This is a genomic window from Streptomyces sp. SID11385, from assembly GCF_010548245.1.
Classification (GTDB): domain Bacteria; phylum Actinomycetota; class Actinomycetes; order Streptomycetales; family Streptomycetaceae; genus Streptomyces.
On the sequence record NZ_JAAGLR010001091.1, the window covers coordinates 1 to 11,560 of the forward strand.

General features: G+C 73.9%; 10 protein-coding genes. 5 read left to right on the forward strand and 5 right to left on the reverse strand.

Going from position 1 to position 11,560, the window contains the following annotated elements:
• The first annotated feature begins 63 nt into the window (after positions 1-63).
• The gene (locus G3I42_RS33465) at positions 64-1,104 is read left to right on the forward strand and encodes a serine hydrolase domain-containing protein (protein ID WP_164291431.1); all 1,041 of its coding nucleotides are present in this window, start codon (positions 64-66) and stop codon (positions 1,102-1,104) included.
• A gap of 172 nt (positions 1,105-1,276) precedes the next feature.
• Positions 1,277-1,522, forward strand: a complete 246-nt coding sequence (locus tag G3I42_RS33470; RefSeq protein WP_164291432.1) for a DUF6296 family protein — start codon at positions 1,277-1,279, stop codon at positions 1,520-1,522.
• A gap of 74 nt (positions 1,523-1,596) precedes the next feature.
• Here the strand turns inward: G3I42_RS33470 and G3I42_RS33475 are convergent, their stop codons facing one another.
• Positions 1,597-2,424, reverse strand: a complete 828-nt coding sequence (locus tag G3I42_RS33475; protein ID WP_164291433.1) for an alpha/beta hydrolase — start codon at positions 2,422-2,424, stop codon at positions 1,597-1,599.
• Between the two features lie 127 nt (positions 2,425-2,551).
• Positions 2,552-3,373 carry an endo alpha-1,4 polygalactosaminidase gene (locus G3I42_RS33480; RefSeq protein ID WP_164291434.1) on the reverse strand — a complete coding sequence of 274 codons (822 nt, stop codon included), beginning with the start codon at positions 3,371-3,373 and terminating at the stop codon, positions 2,552-2,554.
• 120 nt (positions 3,374-3,493) lie between these two features.
• On the opposite strand from G3I42_RS33480, the gene G3I42_RS33485 reads away from it, so the two are divergent.
• The gene (locus G3I42_RS33485; protein WP_164291435.1) at positions 3,494-3,973 is read left to right on the forward strand and encodes a VOC family protein; all 480 of its coding nucleotides are present in this window, start codon (positions 3,494-3,496) and stop codon (positions 3,971-3,973) included.
• 57 nt (positions 3,974-4,030) lie between these two features.
• Here G3I42_RS33485 and G3I42_RS33490 read toward each other — a convergent pair whose 3' ends face one another.
• On the reverse strand, positions 4,031-4,594 hold the full coding sequence (locus G3I42_RS33490; protein ID WP_164291436.1) for a chemotaxis protein: 564 nt from the start codon (positions 4,592-4,594) through the stop codon (positions 4,031-4,033).
• A 109-nt stretch (positions 4,595-4,703) separates the two neighbouring features.
• The gene (locus G3I42_RS33495) at positions 4,704-7,292 is read right to left on the reverse strand and encodes an ATP-dependent Clp protease ATP-binding subunit (RefSeq protein WP_164291437.1); all 2,589 of its coding nucleotides are present in this window, start codon (positions 7,290-7,292) and stop codon (positions 4,704-4,706) included.
• 371 nt (positions 7,293-7,663) lie between these two features.
• Here G3I42_RS33495 and G3I42_RS33500 point away from each other — a divergent pair, with 371 nt between their 5' ends.
• The gene (locus G3I42_RS33500) at positions 7,664-8,404 is read left to right on the forward strand and encodes a chitinase (protein WP_164291438.1); all 741 of its coding nucleotides are present in this window, start codon (positions 7,664-7,666) and stop codon (positions 8,402-8,404) included.
• Between the two features lie 33 nt (positions 8,405-8,437).
• Here G3I42_RS33500 and G3I42_RS33505 read toward each other — a convergent pair whose 3' ends face one another.
• Positions 8,438-9,343, reverse strand: a complete 906-nt coding sequence (locus G3I42_RS33505; RefSeq protein ID WP_164291439.1) for a Gfo/Idh/MocA family oxidoreductase — start codon at positions 9,341-9,343, stop codon at positions 8,438-8,440.
• Positions 9,344-9,501: 158 nt separating this feature from the next.
• On the opposite strand from G3I42_RS33505, the gene G3I42_RS33510 reads away from it, so the two are divergent.
• The gene (locus tag G3I42_RS33510) at positions 9,502-11,361 is read left to right on the forward strand and encodes a glycoside hydrolase family 15 protein (RefSeq protein ID WP_164291440.1); all 1,860 of its coding nucleotides are present in this window, start codon (positions 9,502-9,504) and stop codon (positions 11,359-11,361) included.
• The last annotated feature ends 199 nt before the right edge of the window (positions 11,362-11,560 follow it).

Genomic DNA, 11,560 nt, shown 5'->3' on the forward strand with positions numbered 1-11,560 from the left:
GGCCGGGCTGGCGGCGGAGGCCCCGCCGCGCCTGGGCCTCGTCGAGGCGGGAGGCGAGGACCGATGAGCGCGGAGCGTACGGAGGCGGGCGCGGCACGGCGGGCGCTGCTGGCCGCGGGCCGGGAGCGGGGCCTGTACTCGGGTGCCGCCTGGGCCCTTTCGACCCCGGACGGCGGCGTGGACCGCGGGTGGCTCGGGACGCGGGCCTGGGACGGTCCCCCGCTGGACGGCACGGAGCTGTGGGACCTCGCCTCCGTGACGAAACCCGTCGTGGGTCTCGTCGTCGTTGCCCTCGCCGAGCGCGGTGCCCTCGCGCTCGAAGCGCCGCTCGCCACGTACCTGCCCCGCTACCGCGACACCCCGCTCGCGCCGCTGACCGTCGCCGACCTGCTCACCCACACCTCGGGGCTGCCCGGCCAGGTCCCGATGTACCGCACGCACCCGACCCGCGAGGCGCTGCTCGACGGGCTCGCGCGGCTGCCGCTGAGCGGGCCGCCCGGGCAGCACGTCACGTACTCCTCGCAGGGCTTCATGCTCCTCGGGCTGCTCGCCGAGGCGGCGGGCGGCGAAGGGCTCGACGCGCTCGTGGACCGGTACGTGTGCGCGCCGCTCGGGCTGCGCGGGACCGGGTTCGGGCCAGTGCCGGCACAGCGGGCGGTGGCGACCGAGAAGTGCCCGTGGCGGGGACGCGTGGTGCGGGGCGAGGTCCACGACGAGAACGCGGTCGTGCTCGGCGGGATCGCGGGGCACGCCGGGCTCTTCGCCCCGCTCGCCGACGTCGAGGCGCTCGCCCGCTCGCTCGCGGGCGGAGCGCCCGAGCTGCTGCGCCCCGAGACGTACGCGCGCATGACGGCCCCGCACACCGACGCGCTGAACCTGCGCCGGGCACTCGCCTGGCAGGGCCAGGACCCCGGCGACGCCTCGCCCGTCGGCGGCTCGTTCGGCCCCGGCGCGTACGGGCACACGGGGTTCACGGGGACCAGCCTGTGGATCGACCCGGCCACGGGACGGTACGCGGTCCTGCTCACCAACCGCGTGCACCCCTCGCGCGAGGAGCGGGGCTTCGCGGCGCTGCGCAGGGAGTTCCACGGGCTGGGGTGGTGAGGCTCCGCCCCGGAGTGCTGGAGTGCGCCCCCTGAAGCTCCCGTACCACGCCCCCGAGCGCCGGGCGGTTGCGCCCCGAACGGCGCACCTCCGCACGCCCCCGCCGGGCCGCTGCCCGCATCATGCAGGGGGCAGCCGGTGCCCGCGACCCTCCCGCAGGACGGAGCCTGTCATGCAGCCCGAGCGCTACGAGCTGACCTTCGACGCCGCCGAGATCGTGGGCGAGCCGGGCGGTGGCCCGGCCGCCGTGACAGTGACCCGCACCCAGCAGACGGGCCCGAGCGGCGCCCCGCTCTACCGCGACGAGACGGGCATCGTGCAGGCGGAGATCAACCCCGAGGGCGAGATCAGGATGCTCCCGACGAGCACGCACCAGTCGCCGAGCACGCCGCGCAGCGTGAAGCCGCTGCCGGACTGACCGCGCGCCCGCGCCCACCGCACGCCGAAGGGGCGGCACCGCTCGGTGCCGCCCCTTCGGCGTGCGTCGTCCCGTCACTTCTTCAGGAAGTCCAGGAGGTCCTTGTTGAACTTCTCCTTGTGGCCCGGGACGAGGGCGATGCCGTGCGAGCCGCCCTCGTAGATCTTCAGCTCGGCGCCGGGGACGAGCTCGGCGGTCTTCTTGCCGGTGGCGTCGATCGGCACCACCTGGTCGTCGTCGCCGTGCACGACGAGGGTGGGGATGTCGAACTTCTTCAGGTCCTCGTGGAAGTCCGTCGCCGCGAAGGCGTCGACGCAGGCCACACTGCCCTCGATGGTCTCCTGCATGGCCATGCGCCAGAACTCGTCCTTGTTGCCCTGGGTGACCTTGTTCCCCTCCCGGTTGGCGCCGCAGAAGCCCACGGCCGTATCGCGCCAGAACTGCGAGCGCTCCGCGAGGATTCCCTTCTTGATGTCGTCGAAGACGCTCTGCGGGACGCCCTCCGGGTTGTCGGGACCCTGGAGCATGAGCGGCGGGATCGCCGAGAGGAAGACGGCGGAGTGGATGCGGTCCGTGCCGTGGCGGCCGATGTAGCGCGCGAGTTCGCCGCCGCCCATCGAGTGCGCGACGAGGGTGACGTCGCGCAGGTCCAGCTCGGTGAGGAGGTCGTGCAGGTCGTCCGCGAAGGTGTCGAAGTCGTAGCCGTCGTAGACCGGTGTCGAGCGGCCGTGTCCGCGCCGGTCGTGCGCGATGCCGCGGTACCCGGCGTCGGCGACGGCCTTGAGCTGGTCCTGCCAGGCGTCGCCGTTCAGCGGCCAGCCGTGGATGAAGACGACGGGGCGGCCCTTGCCCCAGTCCTTGTAGAAGATTTCGACTCCGTCACGCGTGGTGATCGCGGGCATGGTGCGTCCTCTCCGGTGGGGGCGCGGCACCCGAAACGGCGCCCACGCGTCCTCCGTCAAGGGTCCCCGCGTGGGCGGCGGACGCAACCGGAGGCGGCTCCGGCACCGGTCGGGACCGGGCCCCGCTTCAGGAGGCGGGGCACACGGCCCGTACGTACCCCTTCTCGCCGCGCGGTACGAGGTCCAGATCGCGCAGCACGACCGCGGGGCGCAGCCCCCGCACCGCGCAGGCCGCGCGCAGCCCCTCGCGCGTGTACTCGATGTCGACGACGTGCCCGTCGAAGGCGCGCAGGTACGTCCCGCACTCCTCGTACGCGCCGCACTCCTCGGTGACGGCGAAGTCGAGGCCGACCTTCTCGCGCCGGGACGCCAGCTCGGCCGTGTTCTTCTGGGCGATGGCGAGGCCGTGGTGGTGGGCCGTGCGGGCGAGGAGGGTGAGGTAGGCGGTGGCGTCGGAGGCGTCGAGGAGGCCGTGGGAGCGCGTGTAGCTGTCGTAGTTGTCGGGCTCGACGGCCTGGAAGCCGTGTTCGGCGCAGCCCGCGATCTGCTTCCCCAGGCGGGCGGCGGCGCGCTTCCTGCGCTCCGGGGTGCGCAGGTCGATGAGTTGCTCGTGCCAGTCGCGGTCGATGACGGCCTTGCCGCGCGCGTCGCGCAGGAGGAGGTCGGCGGGCCAGTCGGCGGTGCGTCCGGGCTGGGCCTGGAAGGCGTTGACGTAGCAGACGTTGTAGTGCCCCGCTGCGGGCTTCGCCGTGTGGTCGCGGACGACGATCCGGGCGCCGGCGGGGGGCGGGTAGGAGCCGCCGAGCTGGTAGTCGACGCCTTGATGACGCGGCGGGAGGCGCGGGCTCCGGCTCGCGCCGGGGGAGGCGCTGGGCGCCGGGTCCGTGCCGCAGGCGGCGAGGAGGAGGAGGACGGCGAGCAGGAGGCCGGGCAGGCGGAACGAGAACACCCCGGGAGCCTACGGGAGACGCGCGGCGGGCCGGGATGCGATGAGTCCGGGGCGGTGGGACGGTCGTAGCTGGTGAGGACGTGCGGAGTGGCCGTGCGCCCCGGCCGAGGAGGGCATCCCATGCCGCACGTCATCCCGAGTCTGTGGTTCGACAGCGAGGCGCTGGAGGCCGCCGAGTACTACGTCTCCGTCTTCCCGAACTCGCAGGTCGACCGCGTGACGTACTACCAGGAGGGCGGTCCCCGCCCCGCGGGCTCCGTCCTCACCGTCGACTTCACGCTCGACGGGACCCGGCACAACGCGCTCAACGGCGGCCCGGAGTTCCACTTCACCGAGGCGGTCTCGCTCGTCGTCGAGTGCGCCGACCAGGCCGAGATCGACCACTACTGGGACGCCCTGAGCCTCGGCGGCTCCGAGGGCCCGTGCGGCTGGCTCAAGGACCGCTGGGGCCTGTCCTGGCAGATCGCCCCGATCCCGTTCCTCGACCTCCTCGCGGGCCCGGACCAGGAACGCGCGGGGCGCGCGATGGCCGCCATGATGAAGATGGGCAAGCTCGACCTCGCGACGCTCATGGCGGCGGCGGACGGGGACGGGAAGTAGGGAGCTTCGGCCGTACGACCCCGGAGAACGCCCCCGGCCGAGTCCCCCTCCAGGCACCTACGCGGACGCGCCAAGCCCCCGCAGCACCTCGCGCGCGCACGCCGCCGGGTCGCCGTGCGTCGTCTCCGACTCGACGTCGTAGCGTACGCCTTCGTGCACCAAGAGGGCCTGACGTGCCGCCATGCCGCGCACCCGGTCCGGCCTTCGCGCCTCGCGGGCCTCGGCGACGGCGGGGGCGCAGCGCACGCCGACCCAGGCGGTCCGCAGCCCCGTCAGCGCGTGCGCCCAGCGGGCCTGCGAGGCCGCGCCGCCGAGGAAGACGTCGTCCACCACGACGCGCGTCCCGGCCCGCGCGGTCGCCGCGACACCCGCCATCCAGGCGGCTTCGACGCGGCGGAAGGTCGCGCCGGGGCGTACCGAGCCGTCCGCCGCGAGGACGATCCCCTCCCCCGTCCCGCCCGCGTCCTCCTCGCGCAACGCGGCGGGCAGGGCCTCGACGAGTGCGTCCACGGCGCACAGGAGCCAGGGTTCGGGGAGCAGGAGGTCCTGGAGGGCACGGGCGAGGCTCGTGGTGCCGGAGCTGGAGCCGCCGTTGAGGACGAGGACGTCGTAAGGGAGCACGCGCGCAGGGTACGGGACGCGCGCCGCCGCGTACGGCCGCCGGGCCCCGCACCACGCCCCGCGCCACGCCCCGCGCCGCTACGGAGCCCCGCGCGCGGCCCGCCCGTGGTCAGTCCGTCGCCGGTTCCGTCCTCGTGCCCTTGCCCGTCTCGGTCTCCGTGCGGAAGAGGAGGCGGGGTGCGTCCTCCTCGGCGTCGACGACGAGGGCCGTGTGCTCGGGGAGTTCGCCGCGCAGCAGTTTGCGCGAGAGTTCGTTGGTGACCTCGCGCTGGATGGTGCGGCGCAGGGGGCGCGCCCCGTACTCGGGCTGGTAGCCGTGGTGGGCGATCCAGGCGACGGCGGCCGGGGTGAAGGTGACCTCGACGCCCTGGGCGCGCAGTCCGCGCCGCGTCTCGTCCAGCAACAGGTCGGTGATCTTGCGCAGTTGGCTGTCGTCGAGCTGGCGGAAGATGACGATCTCGTCGATGCGGTTGAGGAATTCGGGCCGGAACTGTTCGCGCAGGGGGCGCAGCACGCGTTCCCTGCGGTCCTCCTCGTCGCTCTCGGTGTCATTGCTGCCGAAGCCGAGCCGGCCCTTGCTCGTGATCGCCTCGGAGCCGAGGTTGCTCGTCATGACGATGACGGTGTTGGTGAAGTTGACGGTGCGGCCCTGGGAGTCGGTGAGGCGGCCGTCGTCGAGGACCTGGAGGAGGATGTTGAAGACGTCGGGGTGCGCCTTCTCGATCTCGTCGAGCAGGAGCAGCGAGTACGGGTTGCGGCGCACCGCCTCGGTGAGCTGCCCGGCCTCCTCGTGGCCGACGTATCCGGGGGGCGCCCCGACGAGCCGTGAGACGGTGTGGCGTTCCTGGTACTCGCTCATGTCGAGCCGCACCATGCGGTCCTCGCTGCCGAAGAGCGCCTCGGCGAGGGTGCGGGCGAGTTCCGTCTTGCCGACGCCAGTCGGGCCGAGGAAGAGGAAGCTGCCGATGGGCCGGTCACCCGTGGAGAGCCCGGCGCGCGAGCGCAGGACGGCGTCGGCGACGGCGGTCACGGCCTCGTCCTGGCCGATGACCCGGGCGTGGAGGTGCTCCTCCAGGCCGAGCAGGCGCTCCTTCTCCTCCTGCGTGAGCGAGCTGACGGGGATGCCGGTCTGGCGCGAGACGACGCCCGCGATGTCGTCGACGGTGACCTCGGCGATGGTGTCCTTGTTGGGGTGCGGGTCGCCGCTGGACTCGATGCGCCTCTCCAGCTCGCCGAGCTTGTCGCGCAGTTCGGTGGCGCGTTCGTACTGCTCGGCGGCGACGGCCTGGTCCTTGTCGCGGCGCAGTTGCTCGGCCTCGCGCTGGAGGGCGCGCACGTCGGTGCCGCGGGTCGAGGAGCGCATGCGGACGCGGGCGCCCGCCTGGTCGACGAGGTCGATCGCCTTGTCGGGGAGGAAGCGGTCGGTGAGGTAGCGGTCGGACAGCTCGACGGCCGCGACGAGGGCCTCGTCGGTGTAGCGGACCTGGTGGTGGGCCTCGTAGCGGTCGCGCAGGCCGCGCAGGATCTCGATGGCGTCCGCGGTGCTCGGTTCGGGCACGAGGATGGGCTGGAAGCGGCGGGCGAGGGCCGCGTCCTTCTCGATGTAGCGGCGGTACTCCTCCAGCGTCGTGGCGCCGATGACGTGGAGTTCGCCGCGTGCGAGCGCGGGCTTGAGCATGTTGCTCGCGTCCATCGAGCCGCCGCCCTCGCCACCGCCCCCGCCGCCCGCGCCGACGACGGTGTGGAGTTCGTCGATGAAGAGGATCACCTCGTCGGAGTGCTCGCGGACCTCGTCGACGAGCCCGGTGAGGCGTTCCTCGAAGTCGCCGCGGTAACGGGTGCCCGCGACCAGGGCGGACAGGTTGAGCTGAACGACGCGGCGGTCGGCGAGGATGTCGGGCACGTCGCCGTCGGCCATGCGCTGGGCGAGTCCCTCGACGACGGCGGTCTTGCCGACGCCGGCCTCGCCGATGAGGACCGGGTTGTTCTTGCCGCGCCGGGCGAGGACCTCGACGGTCTGCTCGATCTCCTTCTCGCGGCCGATGACGGGGTCGATGCGGCCCTGCCGGGCGGCCTCGGTGAGGTCGGTGCCGTACTTGTCGAGCGTGGGCGTCTTGCTGTTCCCGCCGGGCCTGGCGCCCGGGGCCGGGCCGCGCTCGCCGTTGCCCCACACCCCGCTCGGGTGCTCGCCGGGCGCGGGCCCGGAGGTGCCGGGCGAGAAGCGGGCGGCGTCGAGGATGCGCCCGGCGGTGGCGTCCTTGTTGGCGGCGAGGGCCGCGAGGAGGTGCTCGGGGCCGATGTAGGAGGAGCCGGAGGCGCGGGCGATCTCGTGCGAGTCCATGAGCGCGCGCTTGACGGCGGGGCTGACGGCGATGGAGCTGCGGGCCGGGCCGCGCTCGGCGTGCTCGTCGATCTCCGCGCCCACCTGGTCCGGGTCCACTCCGGCCTGGGCGAGGAGTTCCCGGGTGGGTTCGGCGGCGACGGCGGCGCGCAGCAGATGCTCGGTGCCGAGGTCGCTGCTGCCGTTCTGGGCGGCGTAGTTGGCGGCCTGCTGGACAAGCTGGCGGGTCGGCTCGCTCATGAGGCGCGCGAAGTCGTAGTAGCGGGGCTGGCGCCGGCCCTGGGACGGGCCGCCGCCGCCGAAGAAACGCGCGAGGAATTCCCCGAGGGGGTCCTGTCCGTAGTCCTCTGGTCCCATGTACGAGCTCATCTTCGCCACCCGTCAGCGCCGGCGGCCGGGCCGGTGCGGTCGTGCTGGTCAGGTACGCACCCACGGGTTCCCTGCGCGCCCCGGCGTCACACCTGTCCGCGTACGGGACGGGAGGGGCCGCAGGAGTGCCCCGGCGGGGGCGGGAACGGCGAGCGGGGGACACGCGATGCACTCGTATGAAGGACCGCCGGACGGTCGTACGAGCCGACAAGCGGATAAGTCGATACGCGGTTGACCGGCCCAGCGCACGGCGATTGGTCCAGGCCAATTCTCCGCAGGGGACTCCCCCAGGCGTGTCCCCGCCCCTAGGCTGCGGAGCGCTTGCGCCCGACGTCCCCCACCGTCCGGAGAGTGATCCCGTGCCACGCCCCTCCTCCCGCCCCGCCCTCGCCGCGCTCCTCGCCCTGTGCGCGGCCCTGCTGCTCACCGTTCTCCCGGCGGGTGGCGCCTTCGCGAGCGGTCCGCGTCACCCCGGACCGTCCCGCTTCGTCGTGAGCGAGCGGCAGTTCGCGCGGATGTTCCCCGACCGGGACCCCTTCTTCACGTACGAGGGCCTGGTCGAGGCCACCCGGTCCTACCCGCGCTTCGCGCGCGAGGGCGGGCCGGTGACGGCGCGGAGGGAGGCCGCCGCGTTCCTCGCGAACGTGAGCCATGAGACGGGCGGGCTCTTCTACGTCGTGGCGCAGAACAAGGAGACGTACCCGGTCTTCTGCGACGAGGGCCGGAGCTACGGCTGCCCCGCCGGGCACGACGCCTACTACGGGCGCGGGGCGATCATGCTGAGCTGGAACTTCAACTACAAGGCCGCCGGGGACGCCCTCGGCGTCGACCTCCTGCACGACCCCTGGCTCGTCGAGCGCGATCCGGCCGTGGCCTGGGCCACCGCGCTCTGGTACTGGAACACGCAGACGGGGCCCGGCACGCTCACCGGGCACGAGGCGATGGTGCGGCGCGCGGGCTTCGGCGAGACGATCCGCAGCCTCAACGGCACGGCGGAGTGCGACGGCGCGGGCCCGGCCCAGATGGAGCACCGGGCGGGCCTGTACCGCTCCTTCACGCGTCTGCTGGGCGTGAGCCCCGGCGCCGGCGTGACCTGCTGAGCCGGGCCGGGGCCGCACGCCAAGGGGGTTCGCCTACTCCCCCGCCGCCTTCAGCTGCCCCTCCGCCTCCGCCAGGAGTTCCGTCAGCCGGGCTCCGAAGCGCACGTCGCACGGGTGCGGGGTCTTCGTGTCGATCGCCGTGAGCAGCGCGTCGATCGCCGCCGTGAACGAGGTGACGGAGGTGTCGCGGCCCTCGGGAAGGCTCTCGACGCCCTCGGTGCCCCGGAAGGTCGCGGTGACGCCCGCGGCGGCCTTCGGGGCGCTCAGGGTGAGCGCGGCCGAACTGGTGGCGCCCGAGGTGTGGCGCAGGATCAGGTGGGTCAGGTCCGGTGCGCCGCGTACGGCCGTGATCGCCTCGACGTCGCCGAGGACGGCGAGGAGCACGGACAGGGCGTGCGGGCCCACGTCCCACAGGCCGCCCTTCTCGCGACGCCACGACGAGTCGGGGCTCGGGTCCGCGTCGCTCCCGTACAGGCCGCCGAACCACTCCGCGCGCCCGGTGATCCAGCCGTCCCGCCGGGCGAGGTCCGCGAGCCAGGCGGCGGACGCCGGGGCGAAGCGCATGGTCGTGAAGACGACGGAGGCGACGCCCGCGGCCGTGGCGGCGTCGGCGAGGGCGCGGCCCGTCGCGGCGTCGGTGGCGACCGGCTTGTCGAGGAGGAGGTGGCGGCCCGCCTCGGCGGCACGCGTCGCGAGCGGGGCCTGCACGTCCGGGGGGAGCGCGAAGGCGAGCGCGTCGCTGGCTTCGAGGAGCTCCGCGAAGCCGTCCTCACCGCTGAAGGCGGGGACGCCGTGCGCCGTGGCGAGTGCCGCGGCGGCCTCGGGCCTGCGGCCCCAGACCCCGGTGAAGGTGACCCCGGGGTGCGCGGCGAGCGCGGGGGCGTGGGTGTGCTCGGCCCAGGAACCGGAGCCGACGAGGCCGATGCGTTGGGTGCTCATGGGAGCAGTCTGCCCCCGCGCCACCCACGCTGACCAGGGGTCCCCGGTGATGCCCAGGGCGCTCTGCGCGTGCGGAGGACGGCGCGGGCCTTGACACTGGCGGTGCGGACCGGCCGGGGCCGCGCCCGCTTCCCGGCCCGAGCCCGGGAGGCCGGACGATGGCGGAGCAGGAGCGGCACGGCGCGTACCCGCCGATCGCGGAGCACGGTCTCATCGGTGATCTGCGCACGGCCGCGCTCGTCGCGGTGGACGGCAGTGTCGACTGGTTCTGCGCCCCGCGCTTCGACTCGCCGAGCCTCTTCGGCGCGCTGCTCGACGCGCGCGAGGGCGGGCGCTGGCGGATCGCCCCGGCGGCGGAGGACGCGACGTATCACCAGTTCTACTTCCCCGACACGAACATCCTCGTGACGCGCATGCTCACCGAGGACGGCATCGTCGAGGTGCAGGACTTCATGCCGCTCCTTCGGCCGAAGGACGAGGCGCACCGGCAGCGGCTCGTGCGGCGTGTGGTGTGCGTGCGGGGGCGGATGCCGATGCGGACGGAGATCGCGCCGCGCATGGATTACGGGCGCGCTCCGCACGAGGCGCGCGCCACGGCGTACGGGGCCGAGTTCGCGGGCCCTGCGGGGGCGCTCGCGCTGCGCACGCGGGTCCCGCTGCGGGTCGGGGGTCGGGACGCGCACGGTGAGTTCACGCTCTCGGCGGGCGAGTCGGCCGCCTTCGTCCTGGAGGACGCGCGCGAGGACACCGGCGAGACGTCGGAGGCCGAGGTCGAGGAGCTGTTCCTCGGTACGGTCGCGTACTGGCGCGGCTGGCTCTCCCGCTCGGCGTACGCGGGCCGCTGGCGCGAGCGCGTGCACCGCTCCGTGCTGACCCTGAAGCTGCTCACGCACGAGCCGAGCGGCGCGGTGATCGCCGCGCCGACGCTCGGCCTGCCGGAGCGGGTGGGCGGCGAGCGGAACTGGGACTACCGGTACGTGTGGATCAGGGACGCGGCGTTCTCGCTCTACGCGCTGCTGCGGCTCGGCTTCACGGAGGAGGCGGACGCCTTCACGGGCTGGCTGACGCGGCTGCTGCGCAAGGCGTGCGTGAGCGGTGAGGGCGGCCCGCTGCGCGCGCTGTACTCGATCGACGGCGAGGCGGTGCGCGAGGAGGTCGTGCTCGACCACTGGGAGGGGTACCGGGGCTCGGCGCCGTGCCGGGTCGGCAACGGGGCGAAGGATCAGCTCCAGCTCGACATCTTCGGCGAACTCATCGACTCGGTCTACCTGTTCAACAAGTACGGCAAGGGCATCTCGTACGAGGCGTGGACCGACCTGTGCACGCTGCTCGACTGGCTGCTCGACCACTGGGACCAGCCGGACGAGAGCATCTGGGAGACCCGGGCCGGGCGCCAGCGGCACACGTACTCGCGGCTCATGTGCTGGGTCGCCGTGGAGCGGATGGTGCGGGTGGCGCGGCAGCGGGGGCTGCCGGGGGACCTGGGGCGGTGGATGGCGACGCGGGACACGATGTACCGGCAGATCATCGAGGAGGGCTGGGACGAGGCGGCCGGGACGTTCACCCAGCGGCTGCGGCCCGGGGACTGCGCCGAGGCGGAGGAGGCGGTCGGCGGCGACGCGGTGGTGGACGCGGCGCTGCTCCTCATGCCGATGGTGAAGTTCCTCTCCCCCACCGACCCGCGCTTCCTCGGCACGGTGGAGGCGATCCGCCGCGATCTCGTCGCGGACAGCCTCGTCTTCCGCTACGACCCGAGGCTCTCGCCCGACGGCCTGGAGGGCGCGGAGGGCACGTTCTCGATCTGCTCGTTCTGGTGGGTGGAGGCGCTGACGCGGACGGGGGACGTGGAGGGCGCGCGCCTCGCGCTGGAGAAGATGTTCACGTACGCCAACCATGTCGGCCTGTACGCGGAGCAGATCGGGCCCACGGGCGAGCAACTGGGCAACTTCCCGCAGGCGTTCACCCACCTCGCGCTCATCAGCGCGACGGTGAACCTGGACCGGACGCTCGGGAGCTGAGCGCCGGGGCGGGTTCTCGTTAACGGGGCCGGTGTCAGCGGCGGGTGCGGGCCGGGCGGGGCCTCAGCGGCGGGTGCGCGCGGACAGGCGCAGCGCCCAGCCGACGAGCGGGGCCTGGAGCGGGACGCGGGCCCAGGCGGCCGCGCGGTAGGGCGTGGGCCTGTCGTCCCAGTCGCGTGCCATGCGGATGTTCGCCGGG

Bases quoted from the DNA above. Each gene is read 5' to 3' on its own strand.
- G3I42_RS33465 (WP_164291431.1), top strand. From the start codon at position 64: ATGAGCGCGGAGCGTACGGAGGCGGGCGCGGCACGGCGGGCGCTGCTG.
- G3I42_RS33470 (WP_164291432.1), top strand. From the start codon at position 1,277: ATGCAGCCCGAGCGCTACGAGCTGACCTTCGACGCCGCCGAGATCGTG.
- G3I42_RS33475 (WP_164291433.1), bottom strand. From the start codon at position 2,424: ATGCCCGCGATCACCACGCGTGACGGAGTCGAAATCTTCTACAAGGAC.
- G3I42_RS33485 (WP_164291435.1), top strand. From the start codon at position 3,494: ATGCCGCACGTCATCCCGAGTCTGTGGTTCGACAGCGAGGCGCTGGAG.
- G3I42_RS33495 (WP_164291437.1), bottom strand. From the start codon at position 7,292: ATGGGACCAGAGGACTACGGACAGGACCCCCTCGGGGAATTCCTCGCG.
- G3I42_RS33505 (WP_164291439.1), bottom strand. From the start codon at position 9,343: ATGAGCACCCAACGCATCGGCCTCGTCGGCTCCGGTTCCTGGGCCGAG.
- G3I42_RS33510 (WP_164291440.1), top strand. From the start codon at position 9,502: ATGGCGGAGCAGGAGCGGCACGGCGCGTACCCGCCGATCGCGGAGCAC.